Source organism: Azospirillum largimobile (assembly GCF_977007025.2).
In genome coordinates this window covers 2412739-2433170 of sequence record NZ_CDRMUA020000001.1, presented here as the reverse complement: position 1 = coordinate 2433170, position 20432 = coordinate 2412739, and the positions used below count along the sequence as shown (strand labels likewise).

At 68.7% G+C, this 20432-nt stretch carries 19 protein-coding genes; 13 read left to right on the top strand and 6 right to left on the bottom strand.

The features are described 5' to 3' along the window. Window positions 1–120: 120 nt before the first annotated feature. On the bottom strand, window positions 121–753 hold the full coding sequence (locus tag ACWPKK_RS11515) for a S24 family peptidase (protein ID WP_452003943.1): 633 nt from the start codon (window positions 751–753) through the stop codon (window positions 121–123). A 162-nt stretch (window positions 754–915) separates the two neighbouring features. On the opposite strand from ACWPKK_RS11515, the gene ACWPKK_RS11510 reads away from it, so the two are divergent. The 6 genes from ACWPKK_RS11510 (at window position 916) to ACWPKK_RS11485 (ending at window position 7026) form a co-directional block, all read left to right on the top strand. After that, entirely contained in the window at window positions 916–1320 is a 405-nt protein-coding gene (locus ACWPKK_RS11510; protein WP_452003940.1) for a hypothetical protein, read from the top strand. Next, the gene (locus ACWPKK_RS11505; protein WP_452003937.1) at window positions 1317–1709 is read left to right on the top strand and encodes a hypothetical protein; all 393 of its coding nucleotides are present in this window, start codon (window positions 1317–1319) and stop codon (window positions 1707–1709) included. Before ACWPKK_RS11510 ends, ACWPKK_RS11505 begins: the two co-directional genes overlap by 4 nt. Beyond that, the gene (locus ACWPKK_RS11500; protein ID WP_452003935.1) at window positions 1688–3244 is read left to right on the top strand and encodes a portal protein; all 1557 of its coding nucleotides are present in this window, start codon (window positions 1688–1690) and stop codon (window positions 3242–3244) included. Before ACWPKK_RS11505 ends, ACWPKK_RS11500 begins: the two co-directional genes overlap by 22 nt. Continuing rightward, complete coding sequence (locus ACWPKK_RS11495) at window positions 3237–3521, top strand: Bbp19 family protein (RefSeq protein ID WP_452003932.1); 285 nt, start codon at window positions 3237–3239, stop codon at window positions 3519–3521. Before ACWPKK_RS11500 ends, ACWPKK_RS11495 begins: the two co-directional genes overlap by 8 nt. 46 nt (window positions 3522–3567) lie before the next feature. Then, window positions 3568–4341 carry a capsid assembly protein gene (locus tag ACWPKK_RS11490; RefSeq protein ID WP_452003929.1) on the top strand — a complete coding sequence of 258 codons (774 nt, stop codon included), beginning with the start codon at window positions 3568–3570 and terminating at the stop codon, window positions 4339–4341. A gap of 303 nt (window positions 4342–4644) precedes the next feature. Beyond that, the gene (locus ACWPKK_RS11485) at window positions 4645–7026 is read left to right on the top strand and encodes a putative bifunctional diguanylate cyclase/phosphodiesterase (protein WP_452003925.1); all 2382 of its coding nucleotides are present in this window, start codon (window positions 4645–4647) and stop codon (window positions 7024–7026) included. Window positions 7027–7040: 14 nt separating this feature from the next. On the opposite strand, the gene ACWPKK_RS11480 is transcribed toward ACWPKK_RS11485, so the two are convergent. After that, window positions 7041–7574 carry a metallophosphoesterase family protein gene (locus ACWPKK_RS11480; RefSeq protein WP_452003922.1) on the bottom strand — a complete coding sequence of 178 codons (534 nt, stop codon included), beginning with the start codon at window positions 7572–7574 and terminating at the stop codon, window positions 7041–7043. A 75-nt stretch (window positions 7575–7649) separates the two neighbouring features. Continuing rightward, window positions 7650–7886, bottom strand: coding sequence for a DUF4170 domain-containing protein (locus tag ACWPKK_RS11475; RefSeq protein WP_085090438.1), 237 nt, complete (start codon window positions 7884–7886; stop codon window positions 7650–7652). Window positions 7887–8083: 197 nt separating this feature from the next. Between ACWPKK_RS11475 and ACWPKK_RS11470 the strand changes: the two genes are divergently transcribed. Together ACWPKK_RS11470 and ACWPKK_RS11465 are read left to right on the top strand one after the other, a co-directional pair. Continuing rightward, window positions 8084–8827 (top strand): cytochrome b/b6 domain-containing protein, encoded by a 744-nt coding sequence (locus ACWPKK_RS11470; RefSeq protein ID WP_452004769.1) that lies wholly within the window; start codon window positions 8084–8086, stop codon window positions 8825–8827. Between the two features lie 258 nt (window positions 8828–9085). Beyond that, a complete protein-coding gene (locus ACWPKK_RS11465; protein ID WP_452003920.1) occupies window positions 9086–10189 on the top strand; it encodes a cytochrome-c peroxidase in 1104 nt (367 codons plus the stop codon). A gap of 94 nt (window positions 10190–10283) precedes the next feature. On the opposite strand, the gene ACWPKK_RS11460 is transcribed toward ACWPKK_RS11465, so the two are convergent. Then, a complete protein-coding gene (locus tag ACWPKK_RS11460) occupies window positions 10284–10712 on the bottom strand; it encodes a c-type cytochrome (RefSeq protein WP_452003918.1) in 429 nt (142 codons plus the stop codon). A gap of 436 nt (window positions 10713–11148) precedes the next feature. On the opposite strand from ACWPKK_RS11460, the gene ACWPKK_RS11455 reads away from it, so the two are divergent. Both ACWPKK_RS11455 and ACWPKK_RS11450 read left to right on the top strand, forming a co-directional pair. Next, on the top strand, window positions 11149–12351 hold the full coding sequence (locus ACWPKK_RS11455; RefSeq protein ID WP_310111336.1) for an aspartate transaminase: 1203 nt from the start codon (window positions 11149–11151) through the stop codon (window positions 12349–12351). Between the two features lie 326 nt (window positions 12352–12677). Beyond that, window positions 12678–12806: a hypothetical protein gene (locus tag ACWPKK_RS11450; protein ID WP_452003914.1), complete on the top strand. Its 129-nt coding sequence runs from the start codon at window positions 12678–12680 to the stop codon at window positions 12804–12806. Window positions 12807–12903: 97 nt separating this feature from the next. On the opposite strand, the gene ACWPKK_RS11445 is transcribed toward ACWPKK_RS11450, so the two are convergent. Further along, window positions 12904–14943, bottom strand: a complete 2040-nt coding sequence (locus ACWPKK_RS11445) for an elongation factor G (RefSeq protein ID WP_452003911.1) — start codon at window positions 14941–14943, stop codon at window positions 12904–12906. Between the two features lie 660 nt (window positions 14944–15603). Between ACWPKK_RS11445 and ACWPKK_RS11440 the strand changes: the two genes are divergently transcribed. The 3 genes from ACWPKK_RS11440 to ACWPKK_RS11430 all read left to right on the top strand — a co-directional run bounded on the left by ACWPKK_RS11440 (window position 15604) and on the right by ACWPKK_RS11430 (window position 18514). Beyond that, the gene (locus ACWPKK_RS11440; protein WP_452003908.1) at window positions 15604–16086 is read left to right on the top strand and encodes a cache domain-containing protein; all 483 of its coding nucleotides are present in this window, start codon (window positions 15604–15606) and stop codon (window positions 16084–16086) included. A 65-nt stretch (window positions 16087–16151) separates the two neighbouring features. Next, entirely contained in the window at window positions 16152–17864 is a 1713-nt protein-coding gene (locus tag ACWPKK_RS11435) for a methyl-accepting chemotaxis protein (protein WP_452003905.1), read from the top strand. Between the two features lie 182 nt (window positions 17865–18046). Further along, the gene (locus tag ACWPKK_RS11430) at window positions 18047–18514 is read left to right on the top strand and encodes a Dps family protein (protein ID WP_014248952.1); all 468 of its coding nucleotides are present in this window, start codon (window positions 18047–18049) and stop codon (window positions 18512–18514) included. Window positions 18515–18640: 126 nt separating this feature from the next. Here ACWPKK_RS11430 and ACWPKK_RS11425 read toward each other — a convergent pair whose 3' ends face one another. Beyond that, window positions 18641–20287 carry a sensor histidine kinase gene (locus ACWPKK_RS11425; protein ID WP_452003901.1) on the bottom strand — a complete coding sequence of 549 codons (1647 nt, stop codon included), beginning with the start codon at window positions 20285–20287 and terminating at the stop codon, window positions 18641–18643. Between the last annotated feature and the right edge of the window lie 145 nt (window positions 20288–20432).

The window sequence follows — 20432 nt, the reverse complement described above, 5'->3', positions numbered from 1 at the left end:
CGCTGGGCGGGGGAGGGGACAAGCGCTTGTTCGGGGAGCGGCGGCAGTCCCTCCCCCGCCCAGCGGGGGAGGTTAGGTGGGGGGCTAACGTCGACAAAAGCGAGGTTTATCCCCGCACCCTCACTGGCTCGCCCAGATGATCCGCGCCATCCAGGCGACATCCGACATCGGGATGCTGCGGTCGGGGTGGGCGCGGTTGATCGACAGCAGTTCGATCTTGGTCGCCGTCTCGCGGATCAACTGCTTGGCCATCACCTCGCCGCCCTTGGTGCGGACGACGACGCGGTCGTTGCGGCGGATCTGGGCCGCGGGGGACACGATGATGGTGTCGCCGTCGCGATAGACCGGCTCCATGCTGTCGCCGGAAATCTCCAGCGCATAGGCGTGGGGGTCGCCCAGACTGGGGAACAGCAATTCGTCCCAGCCGCTGCCTGCGGGGAAGCCAGCGTCGTCGAAATAGCCGGCCGATCCGGCCTGGGCATAGCCGATCACCGGAACCCGCTGCAGCGGCGTGGTGCCGGCGCCGTCGCCGACCAGCGACACGAATTCCGACAGGGACGCGCTGGTGGCGTCCAGCACCTTGGAGATGCTTTCCGTCGACGGCCAGCGCAGCTTGCCGTCGCTGGTCGTGCGCTTGCTCTTGTTGAAGGTCGTCGGGTCCAGTCCGGCGCGCCGTGCCAGCCCGGAGGCGGAGAGCCCGTGCTGTGCCGCGAGGCGGTCGATGGCCCGCCAGATGTCCGTATGTTTCAGCATGGGACGATAATCTCATAAACCGGCGACAGCGTCCCTAGGAACTTTTTCATAAATCTGTTGACCGTGCGCGTTGGCCGGAACATAACGCAAACAGACGGTGCGGCCGCAATCCTGGCCCGGCGCCGCTCTCTTTCAAAATTCCGAAGCCGCAAGGAGACCAGCATGCTGAGTCCGGCCGCCCCCGCTTTGCCCGCCGCCCGCATGTCCCGCGCCGTTCCCCTGAGTCCGGAGCCTTACCGCGCCGATGGCGAGCCTTTCGCCGGGGCGGAGGAGGCGTGGTTCTGGGCGGTGCAGGCGCAGGATGCCAAGGCGGCCGGCGCGCGGGTCGTCGCCGGGCGCGGGCTGGTCGAGCGGCCCTGCGAGCCGCAGGACGTGCTGCGCGTGGTCGATCGGCTCTACCGGACGCGCAAGCTGCTGCGCGACCATCTGCATGTGCTGGTCCATTACGGCCGCCGCCAGAGTGCGCCGGAGCCCGACCGCTTCCGCGAACAGCGCGCCCATTCCCTTTGGCAGGAGGCCTTCGGCGTCATCACCCCGGTTCTGCGCGAAAAAGGGATCGCACGATGACAGCCGCCCCAACCGCTTGGGTGGTGTACCGGGGAGAGGCGCCGCTGTGGTGGCTGCGGCTGCTGAAGCCGGGTTTCCGCCATTGCCTGGCCCTGCTGAACGACGGGCGGCGCTGGGTGGCGGTCGATCCGCTGGCGGGCTTCACCGACGTGGCGGTGCTGGACCTGCCGGCCGACTTCGACCTGCCCGGCTGGTACCGCGCACAGGGGATGACGGTGGATTGCGCTCCTCTCCGCCGCCCCGACGGCCCGGCCCCTTGGGGACCCTTCACCTGCGTGGAGGCGGTCAAGCGCCTGATCGGACTGCGCGCCCGCCGGGTGCTGACCCCTTGGCAACTGCATCGCCACCTGACCGGAGGAACCCGCGAATGCCCGCATCCGCAGCCGTGAAACCCGCCGCAAGTCGGACGAAGGACCTGTCGGAGCCGGAGGCCCTGCTGGAGCGCTACCGCGTCGCCCGCGAACGCCGGGCCGTATGGGAAAGCCACTGGCAGGACTGCTACGACCATGCGCTGCCCAACGGCCGGCCCTTCCGCGGCGGCGGAACGCCGGGCGAGCGGCGCGTCGACCGGCTGTTCGACGGCACCGCCCCCGATGCGGTGGAACAGCTGGCCGCAAGCCTGCTGTCGGAGCTGACGCCGCCCTGGTCGCGCTGGTTCGGCTTCCAGCCCGGTCCGGCGCTGGTGGGGGCGGAGCGCGACCGCATCGCCCCCCTGCTCGACCGTGCCGCCGGGATCGTCCAGGCGCATTTCGACCGCTCCAACTTCGCGGTGGAGGTGCATCAGGCCTTCCTCGACCTCGTCACCGTCGGCACCGCCAGCCTCTTGATGGAGGAGGCGGCACCGGGCGCGCCGTCCAGCCTGCGCTTCACCGCCGTGCCGCTGGCCGAAGCGGTGCTGGAAGAGGGGCCGGACGGCCGGCTCGACGCCACCTTCCGGCGCAGCGAGGCGACGCTGGCCCAAATCCTCCAGCGCTTTCCCGGCGCAGACCTGCCCGACGAGCTGCGCAAGCAGGCGGCCGACGAACCCGACAGCCGCTTCCCCCTGGTCGAGGCGGTTCTGCCCGACGGCACGGCCTATCGCTGGGGGGTGGTGCTGGACAGCGGGCTGGCGGAGCCGTCCTGGCTGGCGCAGGGGCGCTTCGCCCAATCGCCCTTCGTCAATTTCCGCTGGCTGAAGGCGCCGGGGGAAACCTATGGCCGGTCGCCGGTGATGAAGGCGCTGCCCGACATCAAGACCGCCAACAAGGTGGTGGAACTGGTGCTGAAGAACGCCTCCATCGCCGTCACCGGCATCTGGCAGGCGGAGGATGACGGGGTGCTGAATCCCGCCACCATCCGGCTGGTGCCCGGCACCATCATCCCGAAGGCGGTGGGGTCGGCCGGGCTGACGCCGCTGGCCAATCCCGGCCGGTTCGACGTGTCGCAGCTGGTGCTGGACGACCTGCGCGGGCGCATCCGCCACGCGCTGCTGGTCGACCGGCTGGGGCCGGTGGAATCGGCACGCATGACCGCGACCGAGGTGCTGGAACGCTCGGTGGAGATGGCCCGGCTGCTCGGCGCCACTTATGGCCGGCTGCAGGCGGAGCTGATGACGCCGCTCCTGCTGCGGGCGGTGGCGATCCTGCGCCGGCGCGGCGAGATCCCCGACATCACCGTGGACGGTCGTCTGGTGGAGTTGCAGCACCGCTCCCCGCTTGCCCAGGCGCAGGCGCAGCGCGACGTCCAGGCCGCCTTGCGCTGGCTGGACAGCGTCAAGGCGCTGGGGCGGGAGGCCGAGACCGCGGTGGACGCGGCGGCGACCGCCCGCTGGCTGGGCGAGGCCTTCGGCGTGCCGGCCAAGCTGATGCGGATGGAGCCCGCGGCGGCACCCGATGCCGCGGTTTCGAATGGCGCGGGGTCCAATGCCGAGCTGCCCAATGGCTGAGCCGCCAGTGATCGAACGGGCCGGTTGGGACTGGCTGGAGGCGCCGCCCCTGACCGGTCCGAACCCCGGCGCGGCGCCCGACTCCGATCCGGCGCCCAGCTTTGCCCGCTGCTTCGCCGGGAGCGACGGCGCGCGGGTGCTGGCGGTGCTGCGGGCGATGACGCTCGACCGCGCGCTGGGCGCCGACGCGCCGGAGGCGGCTTTGCGCCACCTCGAGGGACAGCGCCAGCTGGTCGCCACCATCCTCGCGCTGATCGCGCGCGGGCGGGCGGGCTGACCGGCGGCATGTCCTTTCCCTCTTCCCCATCCTGCAGGAGTTGATGATGGCCGACACTCTGCTGACCGAGTCCGCCGCGCCCGCCGCTGACGCGGTCCCGCCGCTGCCGATCCCCGAGAAGTTCCGCGATCCCAAGACCGGCGCGCTGCGCGTCGAGGCCCTGCTGAAGTCCTATCTGGAGCTGGAGCGCCGGCTTTCCCAATCCCAACCGCAGCCGGCCGGGTCGGCTGTGGTGCCTCCCGACCCCGCTTCCTTCGATCCGGCCAGCATTGATCCGGCGCAGCTTCGTCGCCTGCTGGGGGCGCCGGAGTCGGCGGAGGGCTATTGCATCGCCTGCGACCACGGCCTGTTCCAGCCGGACCCTGAGATCAGCGGCCGCCTGTTCGAGGCCGGCTACACTCCGGCGCAGGCCCAGCTTCTGTACGACCTCGCCGCCGAGCGGATGGTTCCGCTGATCCAGACCGTCGCCGCCGAGTTCCAGGCGGAACGCGAGGTCGAACGGCTGGTCGCCCGTTTCGGCGGCGAGGAGCGCTGGCGCGAGGTGTCGCGGCAGCTGCTGGCCTGGGCCGGCAAGACCCTGCCGCCGGCCGCGGTCCAAGGACTGGCGACCTCCTACGAAGGTGTCATGGCGCTCTATTCGATGATGACCGGCAGCGAGCCGTCCGCCCTGTCGATGGCGGGACCCCGCTCCGGCGGCGGGGATGGCGAGGCGGAACTGCGCACCCTGATGCGCGATCCCCGCTATTGGCGCGACCGCGACCCGGCGCTGATTGCCCGCGTCACCGAAGGCTTCCAGCGGCTCTATCCCAGCCAGGGATGAGCCGGGGATCGGACCGGTAAGGCTCTGACCATCAACGCCGATTGCCTATTGCCCGGCCGTCTTTTCCGCCTGCGCGGAAGGGGATGGCCGGGCAAGTCCGCTTGAAACATCGCTGCCCATGATCGGTAATAATGCTGCCTATGGGGCAAAGCGTCGCAGCCTGAAACCTTCGTATCGGTTGGACAGCTGTCTGTTGCGCATGCGAAGAAAAAATTACATTGCGCGATTGAAATGAAGTCGCCACTTTCCACAAATGACTAACCGTCCGTTAACCTAACGGACAAGAGAGCGACGCCAGGCACGATGACGCTGCGCCGCAAGATTCGCTGGCTGACCTGGATCGGCCTGATCGGCTGCCTGATGGCGGCGATCCCGGCGCTTTACCTGCTGCGCCAGGGCATGATCGCCGAACGTGGACAGGTCGCGGCCGCGCTGGTGGATTCGGCGGGCGGGCTTCTGCGCGATCTGGACCGGTCGGCGGCGTCGGGCGCCATGTCGGCCGAGGAGGCGCGCGGGCGGGCGCAGACGGCCTTGCGGGCGCTGGCGGCCAAGCCTTTCCATGTCACGATCTTCACGGACGGCATCGTCCCGGCCGGCTGGCCGCCGATGGATCGCTCCGTGACCGCCGAAGGCCGGTTCGAACCCTGGGGCTGGGCCATCGCCGCCGCCGGCGACGTCGGCGATCTCGACCGGGCCTTCCTGGTGGAGGCGTCGGGTTTCCTGCTGTTCCTGGCGGTATTGCTGGTGCTGAGCTGGCCCGGATCGCTGTTCCTGTCGCAGCATGTCGTCGGCCCGCTGGAAATGCTGTCCGACCGCATGCGCCTGCTGACGGAGGGGCGGACCGACATCGACATCCCCGGCTGCGAGCGGCGCGACGAATTCGGCGCGATGGCCCGCGCCATGGAGTTCTTCCGCCGTGCCGCCATCGCCCTGATCGAACGGGACGAGCGGCTGGCCGGCATCATGAACAATGTCAGCGAGGCGATCCTGCTGGTCGACTCCCGCGGCCGGATCGAGGAGCACAACCCCGCCGCCGTCGCCCTGCTCGGCGTTCCTGCCGATGAGCTGCGCGGGCGTCCGCTGTCGAGCCTGTTCGCCGCCCCCGACCGCGCCCGGATCGATTCGCTGCTCGCCGATATGGCCGTCACCGCAATCGGCGATGCGGAGACGGCGGCGCCGGTGCGGGAGCAGGCGCTGGGGATCGAACGGCCTGGAGGCGGCGGCCGCATCGATGCCTCGCTCAGCGTCTCGCCGCTGGTGGTGCGGGGGCGGCGCGGTTTCGTCTGCGCGCTTGCCGACGTGACCGACCGGCTGCGGCATGAGCGCGAGCTGATGCGGCTGGCCACCCGCGACCGGCTGACCGGGCTGCCCAACCGGGCGATGATCGAATCGCTGCTGGAGACGGCGGTGGAGCGCAGCCATCGCGACCGCCGCCCCTTCGCCGTGCTGTGCCTGGACCTGTCGCGCTTCAAGCTGATCACCGACACGCTGGGCCATCAGGCCGGCGATGCGCTGCTGCAGGAGGTGGCCCGGCGGGTCGCCGCCGCCGTCCGCCCGGACGATCCGGTCGGCCGTATCGGCACCGACGATTTCGCCGTGATCATCGAGGAGATCGGCGGTGCCCAGGAGGCTGCGGCCATCGCCGAACGCATCCTCGACTCCTTCGACGCTCCGGTCACCCTGCCGGGCTGCGAACATTATGTCCGCCCGGCGGTGGGCATCGCCGTCTACCCCGACAATCTGGCGGGTGCGGCGGGCTGGGACGCGACCGGCGACATCATGGACCCGCAGGCGTTGCTGCGCGCCGCCGAAACGGCGCTCTATGCCGCCAAGCGGATGGGTGGGCGCCGCTATGCCTTCTTCCGCCCCGAACTGGCCGAACAGGCGCGGCGCCAGCTGGCGCTGGACGGCGACCTGCGCGCGGCGCTGGCGCTGAAGCAGTTCCGCCTGCACTACCAGCCCAAGGTGTCGCTGATCGACTTCTCGCTGGAGGGCTTCGAGGCGCTGCTGCGCTGGGAAAAGCCGGGGCAGGGGCAAGAGCGGGGAATGATGATCCCGCCCGGCGAATTCATTCCCGTGGCGGAGGAGACCGGCTTCATCGTCCCGCTCGGCGACTGGGTGCTGGACGAGGCCTGCCGGCAGATGCGCGAGTGGCTGGATGCGGGGATGGAGCCGGTCCCGGTCGCCGTCAACATCTCGCCCAAGCATCTGCGCAACCGCAGCGCCGATGATTTCCAGCGCATCATCGACCGCCATGGCCTGCCACCCGGCCTGATCGAACTGGAGATCACCGAGGGCGCCGTGATGCAGGATCTCGACCATGCGCTGGGCGTGCTGGCGGCGCTGAAGGCGATGGGCATCCGGGTGGCGGTGGACGATTTCGGCACCGGCCATTCCAGCTTGAGCTATCTGAAGCGGCTGCCGATCACCACGCTGAAGATCGACCGCTCCTTCATCAACGGCGTGCCGAACGAGCGCGAGGACGCCGGCATCGTGTCCACGATCATCGCCATGGCCGACATGCTCGGCCTGCATGTGGTGGCCGAAGGGGTGGAGAAGACCGAGCAGGCCAATTTCCTGCGCCACCACAACTGCACCCAGGTGCAGGGCTGGCTGACCGGCCGTCCGGTGCCGGCGGACGCCGCCTGCGGCCTGCTGACGGAGCGGCTGCGGCAGACCGCGTAGTCAGGGCGGCGTGATCAGAACAGCGCTTCGCCTTCGGGTGCCTTCCTGCGCCGCGGACGCGGGACCGTCAGTTCGGCCAGGGTGACGGGGCGGAAATTCCACACGTCGACGCCGACATCGATCTGCCGGGGCTGCGGCTTCAACTGGCCGTGGCTGTGGCCGTGCAGGTTCAGCGCCTTGCGGTGCATGCCGTTCCAGGTGCGGAAGGCGTAATGGCACATCACCAGATCGATGCCGTCCAGCGTCAGTTCGGCGTAATGCCGCACGCTGGCCCAGCCCGGCAGCGCAAGCGTGGCCGCGCCGTCGTTGTTGCCGGCGATCAGATGCTTGGTGCCGTTCAACCGGCCGAGCAGGTCCGCCATGGCGTCCGGCCGCATGTGCAGGGCGAAGTCGCCGAGATGCCAGACCTCGTCGCCGGGACCGACGGTGGCGTTCCAGTTGGCCTCCATCGCCGCGTCCATCTCGGCCGTGGAGTCGAAAGGGCGGCGGAAGCGCCCGCGGGCGCCGCCATGGCCGAAATGGGTGTCGGAGGTGAAATAGACGGTCATCGACCGGTCAACGCCGGCGCGGCATGGGCGGTTCCCGCGACGGGGTCCCGCCGGCCGCGCGCCGGCTTGACGGTCTTAGTGCTTGTGATCGTCCGCCGCGGGGTCGAGGAAGCGGTGCAGGTGGACGATGTAGTAGCGGGTATGGGCGTCGTCGATGGTCTGGCCGGTGGCGCCGCGCCATGCCTTGTAGGCGTCCTCGTAGCTCGGGAAGATGCCGACGATGTGCAGCTTCGACGGATCGACGAACTGGTCCGTGTCCGGACGCACGAGTTCGCCGCCGAACACGAGGTGGAGGAGCTGTTTGTCGGGCATGGTCTTGGGTCCTTGTAACCGGGGGTGAAGAGGAAATTTATGGCTGTCTTTGCGCCGGCACGCCGGCTGATGCGTCGCATTCTCATATCCGCCGGCCGGGCGGTGCTTCAAGCCTGTTGACTCGCCATTCGACCGATGCCAACACGGAACTGCGGCGTTTTCAGGATCAGGACAAAGAATCCGTCCCTTTGCCGCAGATGACAAGCGCCGGAAATACGGCTGAACACTGCGAGGATCGAGCCATGGCAAGTGGTCATACCGCGACTCGGGAGAAACATGGGCGTGAGGTTCGGGTCTGGGACCTGCCGACCCGGCTGTTTCATTGGGGGCTGGTCGCCGCGGTGGCTGTCGCGATTCTGTCAGCCGAGCTTGGTATGCTTTCCATTCATATGTTGGCGGGGGAAACAGTTCTAATACTGGTGCTGTTCCGGCTGGGCTGGGGCGTGGTGGGCAGCCAGACCGCGCGCTTTACCGATTTCGTAAAGGGGCCGGGCGCCATCCTGGACTATCTGAAGCGGTCGCGGGCGGGTGGGGAAGCTGCCTTCGCCCTGGGCCACAATCCGCTGGGCGCACTGATGGTGGTGGCGCTGCTGCTGATCCTGCTGGTCCAGGCGACGAGCGGCCTGTTCACCAGCGACGACATCCTGGTCGATGGTCCGCTGGTGCCGATGGCCTCCGGCGCCATGGTGGCGGCGCTGAGCTCGGTCCACCGCCTGCTGGCCAACGGCATCTTCGTGCTGATCGGGCTGCATGTGGTGGCCGTGTTCTTCTACCTGCTGGTCAAGAAGGACAATTTGATCCGGCCGATGGTGACCGGCCGCAAGAGCCTGCCCGGCCGTGTCGCGACGTCGGAACCGCGGCGCGCCCCGGCGGCGCTGGCGCTGGCGATCCTGGCCGCGTCGGCCGGGCTGGTCTTCCTGGTGCTGCGCGCCGCCGGCTGATCCGGCGTCTTCGCCGGGGCGTTTCCCGCTGGCGTTTCCCGCTGGCGTTTTTCCCGGGCGCAGCCATATGCCATTGGTTGTGTGCGACAACTCGTCGTCTATGGCCGGACGCCTGCTTGTCTAGAATGACTCCAGATTGATCCGAGCCAAACCTCAACGAACCAATGACGCCGGCCCGACTTCCGGGATCGATCGACCTTTGCCTTTTTGAAGCCGAAGGTTGTGGAGGATGTCGGCCGTGCCGGGGGACAGCCAGCCATGCACGCACAATCCGGACATCGCCCGACCGCAGCGCTGAAAGGCCTGCTGATCGGGACCGCCACAGCCCTGGGCATCCTTGCCGCGACCGCCGGTGCCGCACCGGCCGCCGATCCGCCCGCGGCTGGCGACGCCCTGATGGGCCGTGCGCGCGAAATGTTCAAGCCGCTGCCCGCCACCCTGCCGGCGATTCGCAACAATGCGGTCACGCGCGAGAAGATCGAACTCGGCAAGATGCTGTTCTTCGATCCGCGCCTGTCGGCCAGCGGCATCTTCTCGTGCAACAGCTGCCACAATCTCGGCCTCGGCGGCGTCGACGGGCTGGAGACCTCGGTCGGCCATGGCTGGCAGAAGGGTCCGCGCAACGCGCCGACCGTGCTGAACGCCGTGCTGAACGTCGCCCAGTTCTGGGACGGCCGTGCGGAAGACCTGAAGGCCCAGGCCAAGGGGCCGATCCAGGCCGGCGTGGAGATGAACAGCACGCCCGACCGCGTCATGGCCGTGCTGAACAGCATCCCCGCCTACAAGGCCAAGTTCGCCGACGCCTTCCCGAACGAGAAGGATCCGGTGACCTTCGACAATGTCGCCATGGCGATCGAGGCGTTCGAAGCGACGCTGACCACCCCCGCCGCACCCTTCGACCAGTATCTGGAGGGCAAGGCGGACGCGCTGACCGGCACGCAGAAGGCCGGGCTGGAGCTGTTCATCGACAAGGGCTGCGCCGGCTGCCACAACGGCGTCAATGTCGGCGGCCACGATTACTTCCCCTTCGGCGTCGTGACCCGTCCGGGGGCGGAGATCCTGCCGCCGGGCGACAAGGGCCGCTTCGCCGTCACCAAGACCGCCGACGACGAATATGTCTTCCGCGCGCCCACCCTGCGCAACGTCACGCTGACCGCCCCCTATTTCCATTCCGGCAAGGTGTGGGATCTGCGCCAGGCGGTGGCGGTGATGGGGTCGAGCCAGCTCGGCGCCACCCTGTCCGACCAGGAGATCGACAAGATCACCGCCTTCCTGACGGCGCTGACCGGCCAGCAGCCGCGCGTCGATTACCCGCTGCTGCCGGCCAGCACGCCGGCCACGCCGCAGCCCGTGTTCAAGTAAGGAGTCAAGTAGAGCTCCAGCAAAGAAAAAGCCCTTCCCCACGCCGGTGGGGAAGGGCTTTTTCCGTCTGGCCGACGTCCGTCGGAACTGCCGCTTATTCGGAGCGGTAGCGCTGGTGGCAGGCCTTGCAGGTGTCGGCCATGGCGCCGAACGCATTGCCCGTCGCGGCCTTGTCACCCGAGGCGGCGGCGACCTTCAGCGCCTTGGCGGCGGTCTGCGTGTCCTGCGCCTTGGCGGTGAAGTCCGGGAAGTTCGCCCAGATCACTTCCTTGGCCGCCGTCTTGCCCTTGTCGGAGCCGGGCGGGAACAGGCCGGGGATCTTGGCGGCGAAGGCGTCGATACGGTCGGCAACCGGACCGACGGCGGCCAGATCGCCCTTGCCCACCGCGTCCTTGATCTCGCCCATCGCCTTCTTGTAGTCCTCGAACCCGGCCTTGCGGGTCTGGATGACGTCCTGAGCGAAAGCGACACCGCCGGTCAGCATCAGTGCGGCCGAGGCCGCAAGCACTATACGGGAAAACACGGTTCTTATCCCTTCCTTGAATTCAGTTCCCCACGCGAGACTTTACACGCGGTTTGGTCGAAAATGTCAAGTGAAGCTGACATGGAAGTTTTGGACTATCATGGCATTCATTTGTGTCGTAAGAAATAATGCTGCGCGTGATGGTGGCGGGATTTGGTAATACCGCAGTTCCCATCCAAAAGGCGTCTGGAATACCGGCGGAGCCGCGCAGGATTGCTCGCCGGCGATGACCCGATGCGGCTTGGCCGATGCGCCGGTACGGCGCGGCCACAGGGTGGAAAATCCGTGGAACCGGGCGGTTTTCACCGGCCGACCGGCCTTGCAACCGGGGTGGAGCGGAAGTAAGGTCCCGCCTCGCGCCTTCCACCCGGAGGTGCAGGCGTCTCAACGACGTCTCCGCCACACCGTCTCCATAGCCCTGAGGGGGCCCATCGCCATGTCGATCATCGCGTCCCGCCTGTCCCGCATCAAGCCGTCGCCGACCATCGCCGTGACCAACAAAGCCCGCGAGCTGAAAGCGGCCGGTCGCGACGTGATCGGCCTGGGTGCCGGCGAGCCGGATTTCGATACCCCCGACAACATCAAGGCCGCCGCCATCAAGGCGATCGAGGCCGGTGACACCAAGTACACCGCGGTGGACGGCACCCCCGCCCTGAAGAAGGCGATCTGCGCCAAGTTCGAGCGCGAGAACGGCCTGAAGTACACGCCGGAGCAGATCACCGTCGGCGTCGGCGGCAAGCAGGTGCTGTACAACGCCCTGATGGCGACGCTGAACCAGGGCGACGAGGTCATCATCCCGGCCCCCTACTGGGTCAGCTATCCGGACATGGTGGAACTGGCGGAAGGCACGCCGGTCTTCGTCTCCTGCCCGGCCGAGCAGGGCTTCAAGCTGCAGCCCGCCGACCTGGAGAAGGCGATCACGCCGAAGACCAAGTGGCTGATCCTGAACTCGCCGTCGAACCCGTCGGGCGCGGCCTACACCCGCGCCGAGATGAAGGCGCTGACCGACGTGCTGGTCAAGCACCCGCATGTCTGGGTGATGACCGACGACATGTACGAACACCTGCTGTATGACGGCCTGGAGTTCGTCACCCCAGCCCAGGTCGAGCCGTCGCTGTACGACCGCACCCTGACCGTCAACGGCGTGTCGAAGTCCTACGCGATGACCGGCTGGCGCATCGGCTATGCCGGCGGCCCGAAGGATCTCATCAAGGCGATCGGCGTCATCCAGAGCCAGTCGACCTCCAACCCGACCTCCATCGCCCAGGCCGCCGCCGTCGAGGCGCTGAACGGTCCGCAGGACTTCATCAAGGAGCGCGGCGAGGCCTTCCGCCAGCGCCGCGACCTGGTGGTGTCGATGCTGAACCAGGCCACCGGCATCAGCTGCCCGAAGCCGGAAGGCGCCTTCTACGTCTATCCGTCCTGCGCCGGCACCATCGGCAAGACGACCCCGGACGGCAAGGTGATCGAGACCGACGAGGATTTCGTCACCTACCTGCTGGAGTCGGAAGGCGTTGCGGTCGTCCAGGGGTCTGCCTTCGGCCTCGCTCCGCACTTCCGCATCTCCTACGCGACCTCGACGGAAGCGCTGGAAGAGGCGTGCAAGCGCATCCAGCGCGCATGCGGCAACCTGCGCTGACCGCACCGCCGTGGTGACTGAGTAAGGAAAGGGCCGGCCCCGCAAGGGTGCCGGCCCTTTTCGTTTTGGGTGGTCGCAAGTGAGGCCCGCCCTCACCGTGATTCCGCCGGGTACGGTTGCGGCGCCCTTAGCCGAAAGAGAAGCTGCAATGCTCCGTTCTTCGCTCTATGTGGGAAAGGGCAATCCTGATACGTCGAAGTATGGGAAGGAACGGAATGGCTCTGGTCCCTTGCGCTGCGTGCGGACACAAGATTTCCGCTGAAGCGCCGACTTGTCCGTCCTGCGGGCACCCCGGTGCAAGTGCGTCGACGGGCGGGCGGGAAGGAATGGCACGGATCGCCGGCACGGTCGCCGGCTCTTATATCTCGGCCCAGATGCTCGCCAGCATCATTGTCGGTTCGGTCGTCATCCTCAGCTTTGCCGGCATCATGATCGCCTTGATCTTGAAAGGCTGAGACTTCGCCTTCCGATCCTTGACAGTGTTCTCGCGTTCCGACCGGCGGCACCGCCCCCTTCACCGTTCCATGCCGGAGCGGTGAAGGGGGCGGCGTTTCACTGCACCGCCAGCATGTCCTTGCGGATTTCCACCGCGCGGTCGGCGGCCTTGCCGACCACCTCCTGCAGGCGCTCGAACTCGGCGCTGTAGCTGCCGACGCCGAAGGTCAGCGACCGCAGTTCCACGATCAGATCCTGCATGTCGGCCTGCGGCATGCACGCCTTCACCTCGTCCCAGCCGGGCCAGCCCGGCCGCGCGTCGAAGCCCAGAAGCTGGCCGCGCCGGCCGCTGACCAGACGCTGCACCTTGGGCGTGAAGGCGCTGGGCACCGCGATGGTGACGGTCAGGATCGGCTCCAGCAGCACCGGCTCGCAGGTCGGCAGGGCTTCGGCCATCGCCTGCCGCGCCACCGTCTTGAAGGCCATGTCGGAACTGTCGACGGCGTGGAACTGGCCGCCGGTCAGCCTCACGGCGAAGTCCACCACCGGGAAGCCCAGGGGGCCGCGGACCGACGCCTCGCGCACGCCGGCCTCCACCGCCGGGATGTACTGGCGCGGCACGGCGCCGCCGACCACCGCATCCTCGAACTGGATGCCCGATCCGCGTGGCAGAGGCCTGATCTCCACATGGATGTCGGCGAACTGGCCGTGGCCGCCGGTCTGGCGCTTGAAGCGGGCGTGGTGGCTGGTGCTCTTGCGGATCGTCTCCTTGTAGGGAACCTGCGGCGGCTGGCCCTTCACCGCGACGTTGAAGCGGCTGCGCAGCCGGTCCATCGCCAGCTTCAGATGCACGTCGCCCTGGCCCCACAGCACCAGTTCCCCGGTTTCGGGCGACTGGTCGAGAGTCAGGGACGGGTCCTCCTCCCGCAGCTTCTGCAGGGCGGCGGACAGCTTCACCTCGTCGTTGCGGTTCTCGGCGCGCAACGCCAGCCCATGCACCGGCGGGGCGGCGGCCGGCCAGTCGACAGTCGGCCCGAGATTGGCCTTCTCGGTCAGGCGGTCGCCGGTCGCCGCCTTTTCCAGCCGGCCGAGCGCCACGAGATCGCCCGCCGCCGCCTGCGGCACCTTGGTCTGGTCGCGGCCGAACAGCTGGAAGATGCCGGACACCCGCTCCCCGCCCAGCGTCATGCCGTCGGTGACGGTGCCGCGCCAGATGCGGGCGAGGCTGAGCTTGCCGGCATGGGAGCCCATCATCGTCTTGACCACCTGGGCCGTCGCCGTCGTATCCGACGGGATATCGATGCGGGCGGCGGTGACGCCGACCTCCGGCCCGTCGTGGCGCAGGGCCTTCAGCAGGCGGCGGATGCCGTTGTCGTTCTCCGCCGATCCGAAGAAGACCGGGACGATCAGGTCGTCAGCCAGCTCGTGGGCCAGCGTCTCATACAGCTCCGCGCTGTCGGGGGCCATGTCCTCCAGCAGTTTTTCCAGCAGGGCGTCGTCGAAGTCGGCCGCCGATTCCAGCATCGCCTGCCGCGCCTCGGCTTCCCAGTCGCGGACGCTGTCGGGCAGGGCCACCAGATCGGACGGCTTGTGCGGGTTGAAGCGCCAGGCACGTTCGCTGACCAGATCGACCAGCCCGGTGATCTGGCCGTTTTCGCGCAGCGGCACCTCGCGCAGGACCAGCTTGCGGGTCGAGACCTCCTGATAGGCGGCGACGACGTCGCGCACCCGCAGGTCGCCCAGCGTGTCGATCTTGTTGATGAACAGCAGATGCGGGATGCGGTGGTCGTCCAGCACCTTGAACAGCGGGGCCAGCAGGACCGCCTTCTCCGGCGCCGCCTCCGCCACCACGATGGCGATGTCGGCGGCCATCAGCGCCGCCTGCGCCTCGCCCGCCAGTTCCACCGAGCCGGGGCAGTCCAGGACCGACCAGCGTTCGCCCAGGTAATCGAAGGAGGCGACGTTCAACTCGGTGCTCATCGACCGGGCCTTCGCCTCCGGCGAATTGTCGCCCACGGCGTTGCCGTCGCGCACGCTGCCCTTGCGGGTGACGGCCCCCGCCGCGAACAGCAGGCTTTCGAGCAGCGTCGTCTTGCCGGCGAGATAGGGGCCGACCAGCGCCGCGCAGCGCGCCGTCCGGATTTGCGTATGCGGCATTCACACCTCCCGTGGAAGCTTCGGGCCATTCCGGCCGTTCTAGGAGGGGCCGGGCTGCCGGGCCGCGCCGGGAATGGGGCGCTGGTGCCGGCCGCCGTGGCGGCCCGTTCGCGTGTGGCTCTAGACAGTCACTTGGAAAAACCAGCACATCCGGGTGGGGCGACGGGCGGCGGCGGACGGGTGCGGGGATGGCGCATCGGGTCCGGGGCCGGCGGAACGCCCGCATCGGACTTTCGATGCTCCACCCGAACGGCGCGGCTGTCGATGGAAAAAAGGGGCGGCAAACCGTCACGCAGCCGAGCTCCGCGCCGGAATTCGGCAGCGCAGGCTCGGCAGGGGAGGGTGCCTTCAATGCGTCGATAGGCCGCATCCGTGTGCGGCAGCCATGCCCACTTCGGTGCCGATCGGCGGCTTGCGCGGCTAAGGCGTTCAAATTCAATGAAGTACGTCTCAAGGATGTGTGCGGTGAAGGGTTCCCTGCAATATTGCTATGTTGCAATGCGAAATGACCGCGACGAAATGGGGCGGACAAATGCATGAAACCTTCTGCTAGTAGCTTGATCCGAAAATGGCTGCGCGCAAAAGCGACGACGGCCGGACAACAATCGACGGGCCGTCCGGCGTCCGCCGGCAGGCCTCCAGTCCTTGGGGAAAATGCATATGCGCCTGTGGTTTCGTTTGCTGGTGGCCGGCCTGATCGCCGCCGGGACTGCCGTTTCCGCCCCGCTGTCCACTCCTGCCGCCGCCCAGGTGGCCCAGCCGACGCAGGAGGACGCGAAGTCCATCACCCTGAAGGCGGCGGACCTGATCGCCGCGCAGGGACTGGACGAGGCGACCAAGGCCTTCAACGCCGACGGTCCGTTCAAGTACGGCGAGATCTACGTCAACGTCATCGACTTCGCCGGGGTGTGGAAGGTCTATCCGCCGCGTCCGGCCGGCGTCGGGCAGAGCGTCATCAACGTCAAGGACCCGGATGGCCGCTTCATCGTCCAGGACGTGCTGGCCGTCGCCAAGGACAAGGGCGAGGGCTGGGTCGAGTACCGCTGGCTGAACCCCGCCAGCAACAAGATCGAGCCGAAGATCACCTACGTGAAGCGCGTGCCCGGCCAGGAACTGGTCGCCTATGTCGGCATCTACAAGTGACGACGGCAAATGACGGCCGCCGCGTGACGCGGTGACCGTCCGGCGACGCTGATGGGGGAATGAGGATGAGCGGCGGTGTCTTTGCGCGTCTGTCGGGCCTGTCGGTGGCGGGCCGGGTGTTCGCGGCGCCCCTGATGGGGATCGTCCTGACGGTGGCGGCTCTGGTCCTGGCCGACCGCGAGTCGGAGCAGGCGCTCGGCGCCGTGGACGGCATCCACAGCGTGGCGGCGGAGCGGCTGGGCCGCATCGACCGGCTGGTCGCCATCGCCTATGTCATCCACAGCGACGTGTCGCGGCATCTGGCCCTGTCCGGTTCGGGCATCGAGGAGGCGAAGCTCCAGGCCATGCGCGACGCCATCGCCGCCAACCTGGCCAAGGCGCGCACCGCGATCGCCGAACTGCGCGCCCTGCCGCTGGCCGAGGCGGAGCGGGCGATGCTGGACGAGGTGTCGGCCCGGCTCGGCGCCTATGCCAAGGCGGTGGACGAGATGAACCAGATGGCGGCCATCGACCGCCTGATCGGCATCCCGATGATGGCCCACACCGACGCCCAGTTCGCCGCCCTGAAGGACAAGGTGATGGAGACGCAGGCCGCCATCGGCCGCTCCACCGCCACCGCCACCCAGGCAACCCGCGACGCCACCGCCGCGGCGCGGCGCGACTTCGCGCTGGTGATGGGCGGGCTGCTGCTGGCGATGATGGTGGCCGGGCTGGTGCTCGCCCGCTCCATCACCCGGCCGTTGCAGCAACTCTCGCGCACCACCACGGATCTCGCCGCAGGCAAGCTGGAGGGGGTGGTCGAGGGCGGCTGGATGCGCAACGAGATCGGCGCCATGGCCCGCGCGCTGGAGGTGTTCCAGACCAATGCCCGCGAGGTGGAGCGGCTGACCGCCGACCAGCAGCGCCAGAAGGCGGAGGCCGAGGCGGAGAAGCACCGTGCCATCCGGGAACTGGCCGACCTGTTCGAGGCCCGCGTGTCCGAGGTGGTCCAGCAGGTGGGGGCCGGCGCCCATCAGGTGCGCAGCAACGCCGCCGGCATGCTGGAGCGCGCCGACAGCGCCAACCGGCAGGCCGCCACCGTCGCCGCCGCCAGCGCCCAGGCAGGCTCCAGCGTCCAGACCGCCGCCGCCGCGACGGAGGAGATGTCGGCCTCCATCGCCGAGATCGGCGCCCAGGTCCGCCGCTCCTTCGACATGGTGCGCGGCGCCGTGCGGGCGGTGGAGGAGACCAACGGCCATGTCGTCGGCCTGTCCGACGCCGCCCACCGCATCGGCGAGATCGTCGGCCTGATCAACTCCATCGCGGCGCAGACCAACCTGCTGGCGCTGAACGCGACCATCGAGGCGGCGCGGGCGGGGGAGGCCGGCAAGGGATTCGCCGTGGTGGCCAGCGAGGTGAAGAACCTTGCCAACCAGACCGCCAAGGCGACCGAGGACATCGGCACCCAGATCGCCGCCATGCAGCAGGTGACCGGCGCCGCCGTCGCCGCGATCCGGGGGGTGGGCGAGACGGTGGTCGGCATCGACGAGATCGTCGGTTCCATCGCCGGCGCCATGGAACAGCAGGCCGCCGCGACCGGGGAGATCACCCGCAACGTGCAGGAGGCTGCCGCGGGCACCAGCGACGTGTCCCGCACCATCGCCACCGTCTCCGCCAGCGCCGGCGAGACCGGCACCGCTGCCGGCGAGGTCCTGCGCGCGGCGGAACTGCTCGACGGGCAGGCGGTGACGCTGAGCCGCGAGGTCAAGCACTTCATCGGGCGGCTGCGGGCGGGGTGAGGGGCGCCGGTCCTGCCACTCCCCTTTCGTTGGGCAGCCCTGCCATCTGCGAAGTTTGGTCGCATCAGTCTTGAAACCATTCGCTTGCGCCCAAGCTGATGTCCGAGGCGGCGGGGCGGAGGCCGGTGACGGCCGTGCCGATGCCGGGGTATGATGCAGGACCCAACAAGAAGGATCGAAAGATGAAGATCGACATCGGGATCTCGGACGAAGACCGCAAGTCCATCGCCGAAGGGCTGAACAAGGTTCTGGCAGATACCTTCGCGCTCTATATCAAGACCCATTCGTTCCACTGGAACGTCACCGGGCCGATGTTCAACACGCTCCACACCATGTTCATGACCCAGTACACGGAGCTGTGGACCGCGCTGGACGAAATCGCGGAGCGCATCCGCGCGCTGGGCTACCCGGCGCCGGGCAGCTTCTCGCAGTTCGCGGAACTGGCCTCGATCAAGGAAGAGGTCGGCGTTCCGAAGGCGAACGACATGATCCGCCAGCTGGTCGAAGGCCACGAGGCCGCCGCCCGCACCATCCGCAGCGTCTTCCCGGCTGCCGAGCAGGGCAGCGACGAGCCGACCGCCGACCTGCTGACCCAGCGCCTGCAGATCCACGACAAGACCGCCTGGATGCTGCGCAGCATGCTGGAGTAGCCGCTCCATTTCGAATGCCCTTCTCCCGCAAGGGGAGAGGGGCTTTGACTGCATGAGTCATAAAGGGCCTCCCCGTCGGATGGACGGGGAGGCCCTTTCCATTTGTGCGCCGTTCGCTTCCCGGTTTTACGCCGCGTTCCGGGCCTGCTGGCGCACCGGCAGGTTGGGGATGGTCAGGGTGAAGATGGTGCCGCCGTCGCGTTCGATCTTCAGGGTGGCGCCGGCCTGGTGCGACAGGGCCTGCACCAGGTTCAGGCCCAACCCGCTGCTGGCGCCGCCGCGGCTGGGGCGCTTGTGCTGGCTCGGCATGCCGGCGGGGAGGCCGACCCCGTCGTCGCGCACGATCAGCCGCATGCCGCTCTCCTCCCGCTCCAGCAGGACCCGGACGGTGCCGGGATGTCCGTGCGGGAAGGCGTGCAGCAGCGCGTTCGACACCAGTTCGCTGGTGGCGATGGCCAGCGGCGTTGCGCGGTCGGCATCGACGATCCAGTCCTCTGTCTCCAGCTCCAGCCGGGCGGCTGTCGGATTGTCGGAACGAACCAGCCCGTCGCACATCTGGCGCAACGCGTCGGCAAAGTTGAGGTGAGCCGGCTCGTCGGACCGGTGGAGCAACTCGTGCAGCAGGCTCATGGTCTGGATGCGGCGAAGGCTTTCGTCGAAGCCTCGGCGGGCCCGTTCGTCGATGCGGGCCGCCTGGAGGCGCAGCAGGCTGCAGATGACCTGAAGGTTGTTCTTCACCCGATGCTGCACCTCCTTCAGCAGCACCTCCTTGTCGGTCACCGCGGCTTCCAACTGGGCATTGGCGCGCTCCAGCTGGGCGGTGCGCTGGTGGACATGCTCCTCCAGCGTATCGTAGGCGTGCTGAAGGGCGTCCTCCGCCTCGCGTTCGCGCCGGGCACGCTGGATGGCGAGCGCGCCGATCACCGCGACCGTGGCGCAGGCCGCCGCGGCGAAGGCCGCGTAGATCCAAAGCCGCTCCGTCCAGCGCTGCAGAACGCTGCCGGTGGCGATGGTCACCACGGCCGACAGGCCGGTGTCGCCGACCGGGCGCGCCACGGTGATGTCGTCGGCGTGGCTGGCCGTATCGTCGTCGCCCTTGCGCCCGCCCATGGTGCCGCCGCCCTCCGGCTCGCGCAGCAGCGGCGTGCCGTCCGGCTTCAGGATGGAGATGCTGTGGCCATAGCCGACGTCGAGCGCACGGTAGACGTCGCGGAAGGCGCGCGCGTCCAGCCCGGCGACCGCCCAGCCGCGCGGCGTGCTGCCGGGAAGCGGCTGCGCCAGCGTGACCACCGCCCGGCCGCCCATCCGGCCGTCGCCGATGGCCCGGCCGTCGGGCCGCAACGCCGGGGTGGCGCCGGCGGGCGCGTCCGGCAGGCTGGACAGGCGCAGTGCGCCGGACGCATCGCGGATCTCCAGCCCCACCATGTGGGGGGCGCTGGCCGCCAGCAGTGCCATGCGGTCGCGGGTCGCCTGATCGTCGGGCAGCGGCGTACCGGCCGCGCCGGCCAGCGTCGCCGTCTGGGTCAGCAGCAGGTCGCCCGTCTCGATCAGCCGGGCGGCATGTTCCGCCGCCAGAAGCCCGATGTTGCCGGCGACCCCGGTCGCCTGCTGGACCGCCTCGTTGCGGTCACGCCAGGCGAAGACGGCCGACAGCCCGACGGTCAGCAGAACGGCCGCCGTGCAGGCGATCAGGACCAGCGCCGAACCGGGCAGCCGGTAGAGCGGGGAGGATTGGGAACGCAGCGCGCGCAACGGCATCGTGTCGGAAACCATGTAGGGGTGCGGCCATTCATGCTTAGCCGGAAACGGTAACACCGCCCGGCGGGTGACGGTTCCGCCGAACGCTACCCGTGTTGAAGCTGCAGCGGCCACCACCTATTGTGAGGTGCCGACAAAGTCATCCTGCTTTGTCAGGTGT

Excerpts from the sequence above, each read along its gene's own strand:
- ACWPKK_RS11435 (WP_452003905.1), top strand. The coding sequence starts at position 16,152 with ATGAGCGGCGGTGTCTTTGCGCGTCTGTCGGGCCTGTCGGTGGCGGGC.
- ACWPKK_RS11500 (WP_452003935.1), top strand. The coding sequence starts at position 1,688 with ATGCCCGCATCCGCAGCCGTGAAACCCGCCGCAAGTCGGACGAAGGAC.
- ACWPKK_RS11480 (WP_452003922.1), bottom strand. The coding sequence starts at position 7,574 with ATGACCGTCTATTTCACCTCCGACACCCATTTCGGCCATGGCGGCGCC.
- ACWPKK_RS11490 (WP_452003929.1), top strand. The coding sequence starts at position 3,568 with ATGGCCGACACTCTGCTGACCGAGTCCGCCGCGCCCGCCGCTGACGCG.
- ACWPKK_RS11430 (WP_014248952.1), top strand. The coding sequence starts at position 18,047 with ATGAAGATCGACATCGGGATCTCGGACGAAGACCGCAAGTCCATCGCC.
- ACWPKK_RS11510 (WP_452003940.1), top strand. The coding sequence starts at position 916 with ATGCTGAGTCCGGCCGCCCCCGCTTTGCCCGCCGCCCGCATGTCCCGC.
- ACWPKK_RS11455 (WP_310111336.1), top strand. The coding sequence starts at position 11,149 with ATGTCGATCATCGCGTCCCGCCTGTCCCGCATCAAGCCGTCGCCGACC.
- ACWPKK_RS11425 (WP_452003901.1), bottom strand. The coding sequence starts at position 20,287 with ATGGTTTCCGACACGATGCCGTTGCGCGCGCTGCGTTCCCAATCCTCC.
- ACWPKK_RS11440 (WP_452003908.1), top strand. The coding sequence starts at position 15,604 with ATGCGCCTGTGGTTTCGTTTGCTGGTGGCCGGCCTGATCGCCGCCGGG.
- ACWPKK_RS11485 (WP_452003925.1), top strand. The coding sequence starts at position 4,645 with ATGACGCTGCGCCGCAAGATTCGCTGGCTGACCTGGATCGGCCTGATC.
- ACWPKK_RS11515 (WP_452003943.1), bottom strand. The coding sequence starts at position 753 with ATGCTGAAACATACGGACATCTGGCGGGCCATCGACCGCCTCGCGGCA.
- ACWPKK_RS11445 (WP_452003911.1), bottom strand. The coding sequence starts at position 14,943 with ATGCCGCATACGCAAATCCGGACGGCGCGCTGCGCGGCGCTGGTCGGC.
- ACWPKK_RS11505 (WP_452003937.1), top strand. The coding sequence starts at position 1,317 with ATGACAGCCGCCCCAACCGCTTGGGTGGTGTACCGGGGAGAGGCGCCG.
- ACWPKK_RS11495 (WP_452003932.1), top strand. The coding sequence starts at position 3,237 with ATGGCTGAGCCGCCAGTGATCGAACGGGCCGGTTGGGACTGGCTGGAG.
- ACWPKK_RS11465 (WP_452003920.1), top strand. The coding sequence starts at position 9,086 with ATGCACGCACAATCCGGACATCGCCCGACCGCAGCGCTGAAAGGCCTG.
- ACWPKK_RS11475 (WP_085090438.1), bottom strand. The coding sequence starts at position 7,886 with ATGCCCGACAAACAGCTCCTCCACCTCGTGTTCGGCGGCGAACTCGTG.
- ACWPKK_RS11450 (WP_452003914.1), top strand. The coding sequence starts at position 12,678 with ATGGCACGGATCGCCGGCACGGTCGCCGGCTCTTATATCTCGGCCCAG.
- ACWPKK_RS11470 (WP_452004769.1), top strand. The coding sequence starts at position 8,084 with ATGACAAGCGCCGGAAATACGGCTGAACACTGCGAGGATCGAGCCATG.